General features: G+C 68.1%; 18 protein-coding genes and 1 tRNA gene. 11 read left to right on the top strand and 8 right to left on the bottom strand.

The genetic code is table 11. The features are described 5' to 3' along the window. The first annotated feature begins 5 nt into the window (after positions 1-5). Together DPV79_RS35200 and DPV79_RS35195 are read left to right on the top strand one after the other, a co-directional pair. Entirely contained in the window at positions 6-299 is a 294-nt protein-coding gene (locus DPV79_RS35200; protein ID WP_006491875.1) for an H-NS histone family protein, read from the top strand. A gap of 243 nt (positions 300-542) precedes the next feature. Then, positions 543-1,700 (top strand): cation diffusion facilitator family transporter, encoded by a 1,158-nt coding sequence (locus DPV79_RS35195; RefSeq protein ID WP_113047569.1) that lies wholly within the window; start codon positions 543-545, stop codon positions 1,698-1,700. A gap of 45 nt (positions 1,701-1,745) precedes the next feature. Here the strand turns inward: DPV79_RS35195 and DPV79_RS35190 are convergent, their stop codons facing one another. The 3 genes from DPV79_RS35190 to DPV79_RS35180 all read right to left on the bottom strand — a co-directional run bounded on the left by DPV79_RS35190 (position 1,746) and on the right by DPV79_RS35180 (position 3,596). Then, a complete protein-coding gene (locus tag DPV79_RS35190; protein ID WP_006477376.1) occupies positions 1,746-2,216 on the bottom strand; it encodes an Lrp/AsnC family transcriptional regulator in 471 nt (156 codons plus the stop codon). Positions 2,217-2,295: 79 nt separating this feature from the next. Beyond that, positions 2,296-2,955, bottom strand: coding sequence for a 3'-5' exonuclease family protein (locus tag DPV79_RS35185; RefSeq protein ID WP_027788625.1), 660 nt, complete (start codon positions 2,953-2,955; stop codon positions 2,296-2,298). Continuing rightward, positions 2,952-3,596 carry an MBL fold metallo-hydrolase gene (locus tag DPV79_RS35180; RefSeq protein ID WP_027788624.1) on the bottom strand — a complete coding sequence of 215 codons (645 nt, stop codon included), beginning with the start codon at positions 3,594-3,596 and terminating at the stop codon, positions 2,952-2,954. The genes DPV79_RS35185 and DPV79_RS35180 overlap by 4 nt, the downstream gene beginning before the upstream one ends. A gap of 657 nt (positions 3,597-4,253) precedes the next feature. Between DPV79_RS35180 and DPV79_RS35170 the strand changes: the two genes are divergently transcribed. Then, entirely contained in the window at positions 4,254-4,865 is a 612-nt protein-coding gene (locus DPV79_RS35170; RefSeq protein ID WP_027788623.1) for a septal ring lytic transglycosylase RlpA family protein, read from the top strand. A gap of 108 nt (positions 4,866-4,973) precedes the next feature. On the opposite strand, the gene rsmI is transcribed toward DPV79_RS35170, so the two are convergent. Beyond that, a complete protein-coding gene (rsmI, locus tag DPV79_RS35165; RefSeq protein ID WP_021158621.1) occupies positions 4,974-5,855 on the bottom strand; it encodes a 16S rRNA (cytidine(1402)-2'-O)-methyltransferase in 882 nt (293 codons plus the stop codon). Positions 5,856-5,901: 46 nt separating this feature from the next. On the opposite strand from rsmI, the gene DPV79_RS35160 reads away from it, so the two are divergent. The 5 genes from DPV79_RS35160 to DPV79_RS35140 all read left to right on the top strand — a co-directional run bounded on the left by DPV79_RS35160 (position 5,902) and on the right by DPV79_RS35140 (position 8,357). Beyond that, positions 5,902-6,330: a YraN family protein gene (locus DPV79_RS35160; protein ID WP_208866761.1), complete on the top strand. Its 429-nt coding sequence runs from the start codon at positions 5,902-5,904 to the stop codon at positions 6,328-6,330. Positions 6,331-6,456: 126 nt separating this feature from the next. Continuing rightward, on the top strand, positions 6,457-7,041 hold the full coding sequence (locus DPV79_RS35155; protein WP_042974154.1) for an SIS domain-containing protein: 585 nt from the start codon (positions 6,457-6,459) through the stop codon (positions 7,039-7,041). 17 nt (positions 7,042-7,058) lie between these two features. Further along, on the top strand, positions 7,059-7,856 hold the full coding sequence (locus DPV79_RS35150) for a BON domain-containing protein (RefSeq protein ID WP_027788619.1): 798 nt from the start codon (positions 7,059-7,061) through the stop codon (positions 7,854-7,856). Then, positions 7,853-8,215: a c-type cytochrome gene (locus DPV79_RS35145; protein WP_021158617.1), complete on the top strand. Its 363-nt coding sequence runs from the start codon at positions 7,853-7,855 to the stop codon at positions 8,213-8,215. The genes DPV79_RS35150 and DPV79_RS35145 overlap by 4 nt, the downstream gene beginning before the upstream one ends. Before the next feature lie 66 nt (positions 8,216-8,281). Continuing rightward, positions 8,282-8,357, top strand: a tRNA-Ala gene (locus DPV79_RS35140). 122 nt (positions 8,358-8,479) lie between these two features. On the opposite strand, the gene DPV79_RS35135 is transcribed toward DPV79_RS35140, so the two are convergent. The 3 genes from DPV79_RS35135 to DPV79_RS35125 all read right to left on the bottom strand — a co-directional run bounded on the left by DPV79_RS35135 (position 8,480) and on the right by DPV79_RS35125 (position 11,727). Next, entirely contained in the window at positions 8,480-8,791 is a 312-nt protein-coding gene (locus tag DPV79_RS35135; protein WP_113047567.1) for a hypothetical protein, read from the bottom strand. Positions 8,792-8,908: 117 nt separating this feature from the next. After that, a complete protein-coding gene (locus DPV79_RS35130; protein ID WP_113047575.1) occupies positions 8,909-10,324 on the bottom strand; it encodes an enolase C-terminal domain-like protein in 1,416 nt (471 codons plus the stop codon). A gap of 62 nt (positions 10,325-10,386) precedes the next feature. Beyond that, a complete protein-coding gene (locus DPV79_RS35125; protein ID WP_059687851.1) occupies positions 10,387-11,727 on the bottom strand; it encodes an MFS transporter in 1,341 nt (446 codons plus the stop codon). 193 nt (positions 11,728-11,920) lie between these two features. On the opposite strand from DPV79_RS35125, the gene DPV79_RS35120 reads away from it, so the two are divergent. The 3 genes from DPV79_RS35120 to DPV79_RS35110 all read left to right on the top strand — a co-directional run bounded on the left by DPV79_RS35120 (position 11,921) and on the right by DPV79_RS35110 (position 14,205). Further along, positions 11,921-12,106 carry a hypothetical protein gene (locus DPV79_RS35120; protein ID WP_244321855.1) on the top strand — a complete coding sequence of 62 codons (186 nt, stop codon included), beginning with the start codon at positions 11,921-11,923 and terminating at the stop codon, positions 12,104-12,106. Positions 12,107-12,229: 123 nt separating this feature from the next. Further along, positions 12,230-12,856, top strand: a complete 627-nt coding sequence (locus tag DPV79_RS35115; RefSeq protein WP_113047566.1) for a DUF2239 family protein — start codon at positions 12,230-12,232, stop codon at positions 12,854-12,856. A 17-nt stretch (positions 12,857-12,873) separates the two neighbouring features. Continuing rightward, entirely contained in the window at positions 12,874-14,205 is a 1,332-nt protein-coding gene (locus DPV79_RS35110; RefSeq protein ID WP_113047565.1) for a carotenoid oxygenase family protein, read from the top strand. Between the two features lie 19 nt (positions 14,206-14,224). Here the strand turns inward: DPV79_RS35110 and DPV79_RS35105 are convergent, their stop codons facing one another. Beyond that, positions 14,225-15,391, bottom strand: coding sequence for an ABC transporter permease (locus DPV79_RS35105; protein ID WP_021158597.1), 1,167 nt, complete (start codon positions 15,389-15,391; stop codon positions 14,225-14,227). Positions 15,392-15,396 lie beyond the last annotated feature (5 nt).

Below are 15,396 nucleotides of genomic sequence, written 5' to 3'. Positions count from 1 at the left end.
AAACTATGTCTTCTTACAAGGACCTGCTGGCCCAGCGGGAGAAGCTGGAGAAGCAAATCGAAGAAGCGAAGTCGCGTGAATACGCTGAAGTGCTGAATGACGTGAAGCAGAAAATTGCCGACTACGGCTTTTCGCTCGCCGAACTCGGTCTCAGCCGCGCGAAGGCAGGCAAGGTTGGCCGTCCGCGCGCCGGCGTCGCCGCGAAATACCGCGATCCGGAAACGGGCGCGACGTGGTCGGGCCGCGGCAAGCCGCCGCGCTGGATCGCTGGCAAGAACCGCGAACAGTTTGCGATTTAAACGTTTGTTTAAGTCACCTGCGCTTCAAAAGAGCCGCGTGTCCGTTCAGGAGCGCGGCTTTTTTGTTTTCAGCGGCCGCCGCGCGCATCGCGTTGTCATGAAAATGTAATAATCGAGGGTGCGAATGGAAATACGACCTGTTCGCATAAGCGATTGATTTGAATAAGAAATTTACGGGTATTGGCGGGATTCGCGGGGCGCCCTTGATAGAATTGGGTACCGCACACCGATATCTCATATTTCATGTCCACGTTTTCCGGCGACGCGCAGAGCGCAGATAAGCACGCGGTTGCACGCAAGAGCACGTTCGTCAGTATTGTGCTGAATGTCGTGCTTGCGACATTTCAGATCGTCGTCGGCACGATTGCGCATTCGCAAGCATTGATTGCCGACGGCGTGCATTCGATTTCCGATTTGATCTCGGATTTCGTCGTGCTGGTTGCGAATCGGCATAGCGGCGCATCGCCGGACGCCGACCACAATTACGGGCACAGCCGCTACGAGACCGTCGCGTCGCTGTTTCTCGGCGCAATCCTGATTGCAGTGGGCGTCGGCATGCTGTGGCGGGCCGGCGACCGTCTCGTTAATCTCGAAAATATTCCGGCGGTACATTTTTCCGCGCTGGTCGTCGCGCTGACGGTGCTCGTGTCGAAAGAGGCGCTGTTTCGCTACATGCTGCGCGAAGCGCGGCGCGTGCGCTCGGCGATGCTCGTCGCGAACGCATGGCATGCGCGTTCGGATGCCGCCTCGTCGCTCGTCGTCGCGATCGGCATCGTCGGCAGCCTGGCCGGCGTGCGGCTGCTCGATCCGATCGCGGCGGCGATCGTCGGCTTCATGGTCGCGCGCATGGGCTGGACGTTCGGCTATGACGCGTTGCAGGACCTCTCCGACCGCGCGCTCGATACGACCGACACGGCCGAGATCCGCGCACTGCTCGCGGCAACGCCGGGCGTGCGCGACGTGCACGACCTGCGCACGCGCAAGATGGGCGATGCGGCGCTCGTCGACGCGCACATCCTCGTCGATCCGATGATCTCCGTCTCCGAAGGGCATTACATCGCGGAAACCGCACGTGCACGCGTGCTGCGCGACCCGCGCGTGCTCGACGCGCTGATCCACGTCGACCCCGAGAACGACGCGGCGCGCCGTCCGGCGCTCGCGCTGCCGCCGCGCGGCGAGATCGCGGCGCGGCTCGAGGCCGCGCTCGCGCAGCGCGGGCTGCATGCGGCGGCGATCAACCTGCATTACCTGAGCACGGGGCTCGAGATCGACGTGACGCTGGCGTGCGATCCGCACGACACCGATGCGGCGCTGGCCGGCCGGCTCGACGTCGACGCGCTGGAGCGCGAGTTCGGCGCGCGCCGGATCGGCTTCACGCGCACGATGCCCGCGCAGGCGTGATCTGCCGCCGGCGGGCCGTGCGCGCGGGCGTGCGCGTTACAGCCGTTACAGCGGCAGCTGCGTGTCGAACTTGATCTCGCGCAGCACGACACTCGTGCGCACTTGCGACACGGCGGGAATCTTGAAGATGCGTTCGTGCAGGAACACGTCGTAGGCCTTGATGTCCGGCGCGACGATCTTGAGGATGTAATCGGCCTCGCCGGTCGTGCTGTAGCACTCGGTGACTTCCGGGCAGGTCGCGATCTCGCGCTCGAACTGCTCGACGCCGCCTTCGTTGTGGCGGGTCAGGTGCACGTGCGCGAGCGCGCAGACGTGCAGGCCGAGCTTCTCGCGATCGAGCAGCGCCGTGTAGCGCTGGATCACGCCCGACTGTTCCATGTCCTTGATGCGGCGCCAGCACGGCGTGCTCGACAGGCCGACCTGGTCGGAAATTTCCTGAACGGAACGGCGCGCGTCGAGCTGCAACAGGCGAAGGATTTTTTGCGAAAAGGAATCGAGCGTCACCTGCGCCTCCATGCGGCAGCAACAACATGCTGAATGTTAGAGGGCCGGGAAAGGAAAGGCAATCTGGCGTCGCGTTGCTGAGCGAGATTCGCTAATTTGCTCGCGGATCCGTGGGGTTTTGTCCCGCCCCCGCGTTTTCCGACCGATCGGTGTCCGACACCGCGAGGCCCGCGAGCGCGGCCTGCTGGCGGCGCAGGTCGGCGAGCATGTTGCAGAACAGCGCGCCTTGCTCGATCGCGTCGTCGAGCGCGACGTGCGTGTGCGGATGGTCGTCGAACCAGTGCTTCGGAAAACGCGGCTTGATCGCCTTGCGGTACGGCAGGCCCGTCATCGCGAACGCGAGCGTCTTGATGTCGAGCGCCGACCACGAGAACGGGCAGCGCCCGGCGAAGCGCATCATGTACCAGAACATGAACGTGAAATCGAAGCCGGCCGGCATCGCGACGAATACCGGCTTGCCGGGCAGCGCCTCGACCCAGTCGACGTACGCGACGAGCGCCGCCTCGGGCGCCTGCAGGTCGCGGCGGCACGCGGCCCATGCCTCGGGCTCGGTCTTCCACCACGCTTCCTGCACCGGGTGCGCCTGCGCGCCCGGCAGCGTCTCGAGGTTGGCCGAGAAGGTCGCGATCAGCTGCTTGTCCTCGGTATAGGCGGCCGACGCGAAGCTCAGCATCGAGTGCGGGCCGGGGATCGGGCCGTCGGCCTCGACGTCGGTGCTGACGTAGATTTCCGGGATGGCGGTCTGGTTCATCCGAATGCCTTGTCGGACACGAACGGGTTCGTGCGGCGCTCGTCGCCGAACGTCGACACCGGGCCGTGGCCCGGCACGAACGTCACGTCGTCGCCGAGCGGCCACAGCTTCTCCTTGATCGAGCGGACGAGATCCTCGTGATTGCCGCGCGGGAAATCGGTGCGGCCGATCGAGCCGGCGAACAGCACGTCGCCGACGATCGCGACGCGATGCGCGCGGCTGAAGAACACGACGTGGCCGGGCGTGTGGCCCGGGCAGTGATAGACCTCGAGCGTCTCGTCGCCGAACTGCACGGTGTCGCCGTCGTTCAGCCAGTGATCCGGCTCGAAGGTTTCGGCGGCCGGAAAGCCGAAGCGCTCGCTCTGCATCGGCAGCTTCTCGATCCAGAAGCGCTCTTCTTCCTGCGGCCCTTCGATCGGCACGCCGTAGTGCGTCGCGAGCGTCTTCGCGCCCGCGCAGTGATCGATGTGCCCGTGCGTGAGCAGCACCTTCTCGACCTGCACGTTCTGCCGCGCGACTTCCTGCTGGATCCGGTCGAGATCGCCGCCCGGATCGACGACGGCGGCGCGGCCCGTCTTCTCGCAGACGAGCAGCGAGCAGTTCTGCTGGAACGGCGTGACCGGAATGAGCGTGACTTTCATGGAGGCACCGGCGGCTAAAAGGAGCGATTGTACCGGTCGCGCGTGCCGCTTGCCGGCCGCGCGACGCGCGTCGCGGTGCGCGCCTCCGGGCATTCCCGGAGCATGTCGATTGTTACAGCCATAGTGAGAATCAATGGTCCGCCGGCGGTGCTTTTCAGGACAGCGTTTTGATTTATGTATAATGCGCTCCATTGCGCGTGAATTTCACGCCATTCGCTGGTGTTTCGGCCCCGTTAAAAAGGGGCGTCGGAAGCACCGTCAAGCATCAGCCGCCGGGGAGTCCGGCGGTGTATCCAGCACCGAGCATTCGGTGCTCACGTCTTGTCCGGCCGGGTGCTGCGCGCCCGCCTGCGGCCCTGCTGCCGCGCCGCCGGATGAGGCCTGTGCCGCCGTTCCTGTGCGTTGGTCGTTTCGACGCGCGCGAACGTGAAAGCCATGTTCGATGGCGGCATGTGGGGTCTGGTCAGGCTGTTGGGGACAGGTTGCGCCAGACGTGAAAGCTAATCAGGACGGTTGCGGCATAGACGAAAGCCGCGCCCATGCTAGCCGCCTGCTCGCATCCGAGCGGGGCGTGCACGCATTTGCCGTCCGGGCCGCGTGTCCGCGCTGTGAAGCAGCGTGACGAAGGAGCGGCCCGAACCAGAAGGCGACACGTCGATGAACGTACGATTTCCGACTCGTTTCGGGACCATTGCATTATTTTTCGCGTTGACGGGCTGTGCGGTGCCACCCAGCCAGACCACCGGAAGCGCGAACCAGAAGAACGCGGTCGACAAGACGGCCGGTGCCGCGAAGGCGGACAACGACAAGCAGCAACTGAATTTCGATTCCGCACTGGCGTCGATGCCGGCTGCCGACGCCAAGGACGCGAAGAAGTCGTCGCTGGCGGACGCCGAGCCGATCGACGGCAAGGATGTGTCCGACTTCCGTCAGACGGGCCGCGCATCGTGGTACGGGCGGGATTTCCACGGCCGCCGCACCGCGAACGGCGAGCGCTTCAACATGAACGCGCTCACCGCCGCGCACCGCACGCTGCCGCTGTCGTCGTACATCAAGGTGACGAACGCGTCGTCCGGCAAGTGGGTCGTCGTGAAGGTCAACGATCGCGGGCCGTTCAAGCGCGGCCGTGTGCTCGACCTGTCGTATGCCGCTGCCAAGATGATCGGCCTCGTGCACGCCGGCACGGGCCGCGTGAAGATCGAAGGGCTGTCGCCCCAGGAAGCGCGCGAAGCACGCGACGAAATGCTCGCGTCGGTCTCGACGAAGTAACGCGGCGGATCGACCGCTCATGCAAAAGGGCTGCCCGAGGGCAGCCCTTTGTCTTTCCTGCACGGCGCGACGTCGGCACCGGTGTCCCGGTGCCGGCCGGCTCGCGCGTCAGTTTTCATCCTTCAGCGCGAGCGCCCGCGCATACAGCGTGTTGCGCGACGCGCCCGTCAGCGCGGCCGCGAGCTTCGCCGCGCTCTTCACCGGCACCTCTTCCAGCAGCAGCCTGAGCAGCGCGTCGTGCGCGGTGTCGTCGGCTTCGCCGCTCGTCGCCGGCGCGCCTTCGACGACCAGCACGAATTCGCCGCGCTGCCGGTTCGCATCGCCGGCGAGCCAGGTCTGTCCTTCGGCCAGGGTGCCCTGGAACAGTTGCTCGTGTAGCTTGGTGAGTTCGCGCGCGATCAGCAGCCGGCGCGCGGGGCCGAATGCGTCGGCGAGCGCGGCGACGGTTTCGGCGATCCGGTGCGGCGCTTCGTAGAACACCAGCGCATACGGGTGCGATACCAGCGCCTGCAGCGCGGTCGCGCGCTGCCTGGCCTTCGGCGGCAGGAAGCCCGCGAACGTGAACGCGCCGGCCCAGTCGCCGGCCACGCTCAGCGCGGTCACCGCCGCGCTCGCGCCCGGCAGCGGGATCACCGCGAAGCCGGCGGCGCGCACCGCGTCGACGAGCCGCGCGCCGGGGTCCGAGATGCCGGGCGTGCCGGCGTCCGATACGTAGGCCACGCGTTCGCCGCCGCGCAGCAGTTCGATCACGCGCTGCGCGGCTTCGCGTTCGTTGTGTTCGTGCACGGCGACGAGCGGCTTCGACATCCCGTAGCGGGCGAGCAGCTGGCCCGTGTTGCGGGTGTCTTCGGCCGCGATGCGGTCGGCGAGGCCGAGCACGTGCAGCGCGCGCAGCGTGATGTCGGCGGTGTTGCCGATCGGCGTGGCAACCACGTAGAGCGCGGCTTCCGGGTAGTGCTGCGTTTGCGCGAGTTCGAGGAGGGCAGTCATGGCAGGCAATGCGCGCAATCGCGGCGCAAGCGGAACAAGGACGGCATTGTGCCACGCGGCGCCGGCGCGGCCGGGCGACGGGCGCGGTTTGCCGCGCGCGGGCGACAACTTTTCCGGCGTGGCGCGATCCAGGCCGGTCGGCGCGGCGTTCGAGCAGCGTGCACGGCAGTTTCTCGAACGCCGCGGCCTCGTGTTCGTCGCGGCGAACGTGACGATGCGCGGCGGCGAACTCGATCTCGTGATGCGCGAGCCCGACGGCATGCTCGTGTTCGTCGAGGTGCGCGCGCGGCGCAGCGTCCGGCATGGCGGCGCGGCCGCGAGCGTCGGCTGGCGCAAGCGGCGGCGCCTGGTGGCGGCCGCGCTCCAGTTCTGGGCGCGCCACGGCGCCGGTGCCGCGTGCCGCTTCGACGTCGTCGCGTTCGAGGCCGGGCGGCTCGTGTGGCTGCGCGACGCATTTCGTGCCGACGATGCGTAGCCGCGAGCTGTGACGAGATGTAAAGAGTTCTTGCCGGACCCCCGGAGAGCGTGCCGGAGTACGGTAAACTCGCCGCACCCACGATGTCGCGCGATGCGTGCCGCGCGCCCAGTTCACCAGGAATCGATGTCAGTCGAACGTATTCAGCAACATTTCCACGACAGCGCCGCGCTTCACGCCGAAGCGGCCGACGCACTGTCGCTGCCGATCGCAGCCGCGGTCGATGCGATGTTCGCCGCGCTGGCGAACGGCAACAAGATCGTCGCGTGTGGTGACGGCCCGTCGGCCGCCGCCGCGCACTACCTCGCCGTGTCGCTCGTCGGCGGCTTCGAGCGCGAGCGTCCGGGCCTGCCCGCGATCGCGCTGGCCACCGATGCGTCGCAGGGCGGCCTCGCGGGGGCGGTGTCCGCCGAGCAACTGTTCGCCCAGCAGGTGCGCGTGCTCGGCCAGACCGGCGACATCCTGCTGGTGCTCGATCCGGGCGGCGCGTCGCCGCGCGTGCTGGCGGCGATCGACGAAGCGCACGAGCGCGAGATGACCGTCGTCGCGCTGACGGGCGGCGACGGCCATGCGGTCGCGGCCGCGCTGTCCGACACCGATATTCCGATCAACGTGCCCGCCGCTCGTGCGGCGCGCGTCCACGAAGTCCATCTGCTGACCATCCACTGCCTGTGCGACGGCATCGACGCGATGCTGCTGGGTGAGGATTGAACGAAGGAGAGCCGTCGATGAATCAAAGCCGCGTCAAACAGACGCTCGTCAGAACCACGCTGCTTGCCGCGCTGACGGCGGGCCTCGCCGTGTCGCTGCAGGGTTGTGTGCTCGGGATCGTCGGCGCAGCGGCCGGCGGCGGCGCGCTGGTCGCGACCGACCGCCGTACGCTCGGTGCGCAGACGGAGGATCGTGAGATCCAGGTCAAGTCGCTCACGCAGATCAACAACGGGCTGCCCGACCAGTCGCACGTGAACGTCACGGTGTTCAACCGCCGCGTGCTGCTGACGGGCGAGGTGCCGAACGACGCATCGAAGCAGCGCGCCGAGGAAATCGTGCGCGGCATCAACAACGTGAACGGCATCGTCAACGAGCTGTCGGTCGAGCCGGCGTCGTCGCTGTCGTCGCGCGCGAACGACTCGTACCTCGAGGGGCGCGTGAAGTCCGAGCTGATCGCGACGAAGGGCATCTCGGCGAACTACTACAAGGTGGTCAGCGAACGCGGCAACCTTTACCTGATGGGGCTCGTGACGGTCGACGAGGGCAATCGCGGCGCGGAAGCCGCCAGCCAGGTGCCCGGCGTCGAGAAGGTCGTGAAGGTGTTCCAGTACGTGAAGCCGCAGGACGCGCAGGCGCTGCAGGCGGCGTCGCCCGCGAGCGGCGCGTCCGGTGCGCAGGCCGCCGCGCCGGCGGATACCGCGACGGTGGGCGCCGTGCCCGACGCGTCGGTGCAGTCGACGCCGCTGCAGCCGCCCGCACCGATCTCGAATTCGTCGAGCGTGCACCCGGGCAACCCGAAGGCACCGTCGCAATGAAGAGCATGCAGATGAAGCAATTGAAACCGTGGATGATGCAGGGCGCCGCAGCCGCGGCGCTCGTGGCGGGCACGCTGGGCGCCGCGCATGCGGATGTCGGTGACGGCCTGAAGGTGGCGCGCGGCAATGCGTGCATGGGTTGCCACGCGGTCGACCGCAAGCTCGTCGGCCCGTCGTTCAAGGAAATCGCCGCCCGCTACAAGGCCGATCCGCAGGCCGTGGCAAAGCTGTCGAAGAAGGTGAAGGAGGGCGGCTCCGGCGTCTGGGGCGCGATTCCGATGCCTGCGCATCCGCGCATGAGCGACGCCGACGCGCGTTCGGTGGTCGAATGGGTACTGGCTGGGGCGCCGTCAAAGTAAGGTATCGGGGGTGACTCAACCCCTATTGCCAAGCGCAGAAATGCGTGTGTATGATGGTCGACTGTTGGGGCGGTAGCTCAGCTGGGAGAGCGTCGCGTTCGCAATGCGAAGGTCGGGAGTTCGATCCTCCTCCGCTCCACCAACGGAATCCGAAAGGCCCGATCGCAAGATCGGGCCTTTTGTTTTTGGGTTCCGCTGCGACGGTGGGCGTGGGCGGCACCGTCGGGTGCGCCGCTTTCGACGTGAGGCGCAAACTCGCCGCGCCTAGGTCGCCAGCTCGTGAATGAACCTGAACGCCGGCACCGACAGCACGGCGAACCCTACCGTGATGGCCGCAAGGATCGCGATCCTCTTTCGCAGCAGCGCGAAGAGGGCGATCGACAGTCCGTAGAACACGCAGGTCAGAACGATGATCCACCAGAGCGCGGCGTAGCCTGCACCGCCTTCGAAATTCGATACGTTCTGCGTGATCCGGGTCGCGGCATAACCAGCGACGGTCATGCTCGCGGGCAGGCACAGCACCGAATACAGCACGAAGACGATGATCTGCCGCGGTGTCGGGTCGGGAGACGTCATGCTGGGCGCTTCATGTTGAGTGGGAGGGGCCAGAACCGTCCGCCAAGCGGGCCGGCTCAGGCAGCCGGCAGGATGCGGGCGTTTCCGGTGTTTGGCAACCACCGCCCACCGTCAGGCTCACCCCCGCCCGAAACTCGGCCGCTTCGGATCGTAAGTCCACCCCGGCACGAGATACCGCATCGCGACCGCGTCGTCGCGCGCCGTCCCGCCGACCGCGTTGTACAACGCATGCGCGGCCTCGACCTGCGCCATGTCGAGCTCGATCCCGAGCCCCGGCCGCTCCGGCACGGCGACCTTGCCGCCGACGATCGCGAGCGGCTCGCGCGTGAGCCGCGCGTCGCCTTCCTGCCAGATCCAGTGCGTGTCGATCGCGGTGATCGTGCCGGGCGCGGCCGCCGCCGCATGCGTGAACATCGCGAGCGACACGTCGAAGTGGTTGTTCGAATGCGAGCCCCACGTGAGCCCCCAGTCGCGGCACAGCTGCGCGAGCCGCACCGAGCCCTGCATCGTCCAGAAATGCGGATCGGCGAGCGGGATGTCGACCGCCTGCAGCCGCACCGCGTGATCCATCTGCCGCCAGTCGGTCGCGATCATGTTGGTCGCGGTCGGGATCCCCGTCGCACGGCGGAATTCGGCCATCACCTCGCGGCCCGAATAGCCGCCCTCCGGCCCGCACGGGTCCTCCGCATACGCAAGCAGGTGGCCTTGCCCGCGGCACAGCGCGACGGCCTCGTCGAGCGACCACGCGCCGTTCGGGTCGAGCGTCGCGCGGGCCTCCGGAAAGCGCGCCTTGATCGCGGCGATCGCTTCCATCTCGTCTGCGCCGGGCATCACGCCGCCCTTCAGCTTGAAATCGGCGAAACCATAGCGCTCGACGGCGGCCTCCGCCTGCCGCGCGATCGCGGCCGGCGTGAGTGCTTCCTCGTTGCGCAGCCGGAACCACGCGTCCGACGCGTGCGTTTCGTCGCGATACGGCAAATCAGTGCGCCGTCGGTCGCCGAGGTAGAACAGATAAGCGAGCATCGGCACCGCGTCGCGCTGCTGGCCTTCGCCGAGCAGCGCGGCGACGGGCACGTCGAGAAACTGCCCGAGCAGGTCGAGTAGCGCCGCCTCGATCGCGGTGATCACGTTGTCGAGCCGCAGGTTGATTTCGTGCGGCTGGCGCAGTACCGCCGCCTCGCCCGCCGACGTCACTTCGTGCCGGATCGTGCGGCCCGCACCCGCACCCGCACCCGCACCCGGGCCCGTGCCGGACAGCGCCGCGCGCACCGCGTTGAGGGTGGCCTGATAGCGTCCGATCGACTGGCCGACCACGAGATCCGTCATGCGCTCGAGCGCATGCCGGATGCCTTCGCCGCCCGGCACTTCGCCGACGCCCGTGTGCCCGCTGCTGTCGTCGAGGATCACGAGGTTGCGCGTGAAATACGGCGCGTGCGCGCCGCACAGGTTGAGCAGCATGCTGTCGCGGCCGGCAACGGGAATCACCCGCATGCGCGTGACGCGCGGGGTGCCGGCATGGCGGGATTCGGACATCGGTTCGCTCCTGGTTCCGGTGGTGCACGGGCCGTCGGCCGAGCCGGCGCGGCCCGCGCCGTTCATCGAAGCTCGACGCGGCGAATCTCGCCGACGACGAACACGTAGCAGATCACCGCGACGAGCGCGTGCGCGACCACATAGACGAGCGCGCCGTTGAACGAGCCGCTGCGGTCGACGATGTAGCCGATCGCGATCGGCGTCGTGATGCTGGAGAGGTTGCCGCACGTGTTGAGCAGCGCGCCGCTCAATCCCGCGATCTGGCGCGGCGCGGTGTCGGCGTTGACGGCCCAGCCGAGCGCGCCGAGTCCCTTGCCGAAGAACGACAGCGCCATGAACAGCACGACGAGCACGTGCGAATCGGTGTAGTTGCAGACGATCATCGACATCGACAGCAGCATGCCGAACACGATCGGCACCTTGCGCGCGACCGACAGCGAGCGGCCCTGCCTGAGCAGCGCATCGGACACGATGCCGCCGAGAATCCCGCCGAGGAACCCGCACACGGCCGGGATCGATGCAACGAGCCCCGCGTTGAGGATCGACATCCCGCGCGCCTGCACGAGATAGACGGGAAACCACGTGATGAAGAAATAGGTGAGCGCGTTGATGCAGTACTGCGCGACGTACACGCCGATCAGCATCCGGTTTCCCAGCAGCGCCTTGACGTGACGCATCGACGGGCCGCCGTCGCGGCCGCCCGTCGCCTGGTCGATGTTGACGAGCGCACCGCCTTCGGCGAGGTAGTCGAGTTCCGCGCGGTTGATGGTCGGGTGGTCCTTCGGGTCGTACATCGTGCGGTTCCACACCAGGACGAACGCGAAGCCGAGCACGCCCATCACCGCGAACACCGACTGCCAGCCGAACGCGTGCACGAGCCAGCCCATCAGCGGCGCGAACACGACGGTCGCCGCGTACTGCGCGGCATTGAAGATCGCCGATGCGGTGCCGCGTTCGGCGGCCGGGAACCACGCGGACACGATCCGGCTGTTGGCCGGGAAGGAAGGCGCTTCGGCCGCGCCGACCAGGAAGCGCAGCCCGAACAGCAGCGCGAACGCGGCCGCGCCGCCGAAAAAGCCGATCGTGCCCTGCAGCAGCGTGAACAGCGACCAGAAGAAGATGCTGAACGCATAGACGATGCGCGATCCATAGCGGTCCAGCAGCCAGCCGCCCGGCAGTTGCGCGACCACGTACGACCAGCCGAATGCGGAGAAGATGAAGCCGATCTGTACGTGGCTCAGGTGCAGTGCGCGGGCGAGGCTCGGGCCGGCGATCGCGATCGCGGCGCGATCCGCGTAGTTGATCGTCGTGACCGCGAACAGGACGGCCAGCACCAGCCAGCGCACGCGGGTGCGCCGGGCCGTTGCCGACGCGGACGCCGGCAGCGCGTGAAGCGGATTCATGACTGTCTCCTCCGAAGGGCGGAAGGTGCCGTCGTGCGGCTGGCGCGTCGAAAGCGCGCGTTTCTGGGTGACGGTGCTGCCGGCCGGAGGCCGGACGCCGAGGCCCGTGCGGGCCCGAGCGGGGCGTCCGGATCATTCTGTCATGTCGATATTTGCGCTTTCATGCCAATTACTGACTTGATCGATTCAGTCTTTGAATCGATCGGCCGCGACGCGCGGGGCGCGGCTGGCCGACGATGCCGGCGTGCAATTCGCGCACGCAGTCGAGGAAGGCCTGCCGCTGCCGGCTTCGTCGGCGTTCGGAGGCCATGTGTCGCTCGACGACGTGCTCGCGAGCGTGCGCGGCGCGGCGACGCCGGCACCGGCACTGAGGAACTGACCGCGCCACGCGGTCGCCCGCCCGGCGGGATGCTGGCTATATTTTTACCCGGATGATATTGACATTCAATTTATACCCGGATGAAAATAGCGCCATTCCGATTCCTGCCTGCGGGCGACCACGATGACAACCTCCACGCTTCTTCCTTCGTACACGGTGTTCGACGGCCACCGGCGGCTCGCGACGGGCCCGCTCGTGTCGGTCGCGCTCGCGGCCCGGCAGGCCGGCGACGCGAGCGCCGGCACGATCCTGATCTTCGACGACGCGGCCGGCCGCTCGATCGACCTCGACCTGCGCGGCACGCCGGACGAGATCCGCGCGCGCTTCGCGCCGCCGTCGGGCGACGACGTATCCGCAACGGTCGGCGAGCCGGCCGGGGCGGGCGAGCCGCGCGGCCGCGGCCGGCCGAAGCTCGGTGTCGTGTCGCGCGAGGTCACGCTGCTGCCGCGTCACTGGGAATGGCTTGCGGCGCAGCCGGGCGGCGCGTCCGTCGCATTGCGCAAGCTCGTCGAGGACGCGCGGCGCACGCATGCGGCGGCCGATCGTCTGCGCGACGCGCAGGCGCGCGCCTACCACTTCATGTCGGCGATGGCGGGCGACCTGCCCGGTTTCGAGGAGGCCGCGCGCGCGCTGTATGCGAACGACCTGGCGCGGCTCGCCGGGCTGATCGCCGGCTGGCCGGACGACGTGCGCGACCATGCGCTCGCGCTGTCGCGCGGCGATCTGCCGCCGTCCACCGACGACTGCTGAAAGGAGCTTCCGACGCAATGACCGTATTCGACCTGAACCGTGGCGCGATCGCGCCGGTGGCCGACGAGGCCGATCTCGTCGACCTGCGCGTGACCGGCGCCGTCCCGCGCGATCTCGACGGCACGTTGCTGCGCAACGGCCCGAATCCGCCGGGCGGCCGCTTCGAAGGGAACGACATGCTGTCGTGGTGGCCGGAGGCCGCGATGCTGCATGCGATCGCGTTCGAAGGCGGCCGCGCGACCGGCTACCGGAACCGCTGGGCGCGCACGCAGCGCTGGGCCGCCGTGCATGCACCCGGGCAGGCGCCGCATCTTCCCGACACCAATCCGAACGTGAACGTGCTGCAGCATGCGGGCGAATTGCTCGCGCTGGCCGAGGGCGGCGCGCCGCTCGCAATCACGGCCGCGCTCGATTCGCTCGGCGCGCCGGCGCGGCACGCGGGCTTCGGCGGCGGGATGACCGCGCATCCGAAGGTCGATCCGGTAACGGGCGAGCTGATTGCCTTTCGTGCGGACTGGCGTGCGCCGTGGCTGCGCTACGGCGTGGCCGACGCGCAGGGCGTGCAGCGCGTCGAGATCGAAATCGACCTGAGCGCGCCGTCGATGATGCACGACCTCGCGATCACCGAAACCCGCAGCCTGCTGCTTGACTTGAACGTCGGCTACGACTTCTCGCTGCTGAAGCAGGGCCACCGGATGCCGCTGCGCTGGCACGACGACCGGCCCGCGCGCATCGGCGTGATCCCGCGCCACGGCGGCGCGGTGCGCTGGTTCGGCATCGAGCCGTGCTTCATCCAGCACGTCGTGAACGCATACGACTGCGACGCGTCGTGCATCGTGCTCGATGCGGTGCGTTATCCGTGGTTCCTGCGGCTCGACGCGCGCACGGGCCGCTTCGCCGACAACCCGGTCGGCGAGCTGTGGCGCTACGTGATCGATACGGCGAACGGGCTGATCGACGAAGGGCCGCTCGCCGACGGCGGCATCGAGATGCCGCGCATCAACGAAAGCCGCACGGGGCGCCGCTACCGCTACCTGTATGCGGTGGAACAGCCGAACAATGCGGAAATGCGCGGCGTGATGCGCTTCGACCACGCGAGCGGCACGACGACGCGCTATGCGGTGCCGGTCGGCGACCAGAACAGCGAGCCGGTGTTCGTGCCGCGCCCGGGCGGCGTCGACGAGGACGACGGCTGGCTGCTGGTGATGGTCTACCGCGCGGCGACCGATACCAGCGACGTCGTGATCCTCGATGCGCGCGCGATCGACGCGGGGCCGGTCGCGACCGTGCACCTGCCGCGCCGCGTGCCGGCCGGGTTCCACGGCGCGTGGGTGCCGCGCGAGCGTTGAACGTGCGCGGCGGCGCGCGTCACTGCGCGCGCAGCGCGTCGACGATCTTCAGCCGCGCGGCGCGCATTGCCGGCAGGAACCCGCCGACGAGCCCCATCACGAGCGAGAACAGCAGCGTCTTCACGACGATCGCGGGCGTCAGCACGAAGCGGAACGACAGGTCCGCGAAGGTCTGGAAGTTGGTCGTCGAGAACGACGCGAACTGCATCAGCGACGCGCACGCGAGCCCCGCGACGCCGCCCACGAAGCCGAGCAGCAGCGCTTCCAGCAGGAACGCGGCGAGCACGTTCGTGCGCTTGAAGCCGAGCGCGCGCAGCGTGCCGATCTCGGCGACGCGGTTCGCGACCGATGCGTACATCGTGATCATCGCGCCGATCATCGCGGCGATCGAGAAGATCGTCGACAGCGTGATGCCGAGGATGTTGATGAACTTCGACAGCGCCTTCGACTGGTCGCCGTAGAAGGTCTGCTCGCGTTTCGCCTCGTCGGTCAGCCGCGGGTCGACGTCGATGTCGGCCTTGAAGCGCGCGAAGCCGTCGGCGCCCGGGATGCGCAGCACCATCGACGAATAGCTGGTGCGCCGGAACGACTGCATCAGTTGGTCGACGTCGCCCCAGATCTCCGAATCGAAGCCGCTGCCGCCCGCGTCGAAGATGCCGACGATGGTCCAGTCGCGCTGCGCGAAATGCAGGCTGTCGCCGAGCTGCGTGCCGCTGAAGCCTTTCGCGATCGCGCTGCCGACGATGATTTCCGACGAGCCGGGCGCGAACATGCGGCCGGCGGCGAGCGTCACGTGCGGGCGCAGCGCGAGGCCGGCCGGCGACACGCCGCGGATCACGACGTTCGACGGCTTGCCGGTCGACGTCTTCACCAGCGAGATCAGCACGACCGCTTCCTTCGACACGAGCGGCCGGCCGTCGGGGCCGGGCGCGACGGCCGGGTGCATCTCGAGCGCATTGGCCTGCTGATGGTCGATCGAGCTCTGGATCTCGGTTTCGGCGCCCTTGCGGATCACTACCGCGTTGTCGGGTTCGCCGGTCGAGACGAGCGTCTTCGTGAGCCCCGCGTCGAGCATCTGCACCGTCGCGAACACGAAGATCACGAGCGCCATCCCGCCGGCGGTCAGCGCGGTGGTGAGCCGCCGGGTCCACAGGTTGCGCGCGATGTAGTTGAGCGGGATGGCCATGCGTG

It is taken from the genome of Burkholderia reimsis, from assembly GCF_003294055.1.
In the GTDB taxonomy this organism is placed as follows: domain Bacteria; phylum Pseudomonadota; class Gammaproteobacteria; order Burkholderiales; family Burkholderiaceae; genus Burkholderia; species Burkholderia cepacia.
Note: the sequence above shows the minus strand (reverse complement) of the source record. Positions and strands in the feature narration are given on the sequence as shown.

Excerpts from the sequence above, each read along its gene's own strand:
- DPV79_RS35200 (WP_006491875.1), top strand. The coding sequence starts at position 6 with ATGTCTTCTTACAAGGACCTGCTGGCCCAGCGGGAGAAGCTGGAGAAG.
- DPV79_RS35195 (WP_113047569.1), top strand. The coding sequence starts at position 543 with ATGTCCACGTTTTCCGGCGACGCGCAGAGCGCAGATAAGCACGCGGTT.
- DPV79_RS35190 (WP_006477376.1), bottom strand. The coding sequence starts at position 2,216 with ATGGAGGCGCAGGTGACGCTCGATTCCTTTTCGCAAAAAATCCTTCGC.
- DPV79_RS35185 (WP_027788625.1), bottom strand. The coding sequence starts at position 2,955 with ATGAACCAGACCGCCATCCCGGAAATCTACGTCAGCACCGACGTCGAG.
- DPV79_RS35180 (WP_027788624.1), bottom strand. The coding sequence starts at position 3,596 with ATGAAAGTCACGCTCATTCCGGTCACGCCGTTCCAGCAGAACTGCTCG.
- DPV79_RS35170 (WP_027788623.1), top strand. The coding sequence starts at position 4,254 with ATGAACGTACGATTTCCGACTCGTTTCGGGACCATTGCATTATTTTTC.
- rsmI (WP_021158621.1), bottom strand. The coding sequence starts at position 5,855 with ATGACTGCCCTCCTCGAACTCGCGCAAACGCAGCACTACCCGGAAGCC.
- DPV79_RS35155 (WP_042974154.1), top strand. The coding sequence starts at position 6,457 with ATGTCAGTCGAACGTATTCAGCAACATTTCCACGACAGCGCCGCGCTT.
- DPV79_RS35150 (WP_027788619.1), top strand. The coding sequence starts at position 7,059 with ATGAATCAAAGCCGCGTCAAACAGACGCTCGTCAGAACCACGCTGCTT.
- DPV79_RS35145 (WP_021158617.1), top strand. The coding sequence starts at position 7,853 with ATGAAGAGCATGCAGATGAAGCAATTGAAACCGTGGATGATGCAGGGC.
- DPV79_RS35135 (WP_113047567.1), bottom strand. The coding sequence starts at position 8,791 with ATGACGTCTCCCGACCCGACACCGCGGCAGATCATCGTCTTCGTGCTG.
- DPV79_RS35130 (WP_113047575.1), bottom strand. The coding sequence starts at position 10,324 with ATGTCCGAATCCCGCCATGCCGGCACCCCGCGCGTCACGCGCATGCGG.
- DPV79_RS35125 (WP_059687851.1), bottom strand. The coding sequence starts at position 11,727 with ATGAATCCGCTTCACGCGCTGCCGGCGTCCGCGTCGGCAACGGCCCGG.
- DPV79_RS35115 (WP_113047566.1), top strand. The coding sequence starts at position 12,230 with ATGACAACCTCCACGCTTCTTCCTTCGTACACGGTGTTCGACGGCCAC.
- DPV79_RS35110 (WP_113047565.1), top strand. The coding sequence starts at position 12,874 with ATGACCGTATTCGACCTGAACCGTGGCGCGATCGCGCCGGTGGCCGAC.
- DPV79_RS35105 (WP_021158597.1), bottom strand. The coding sequence starts at position 15,391 with ATGGCCATCCCGCTCAACTACATCGCGCGCAACCTGTGGACCCGGCGG.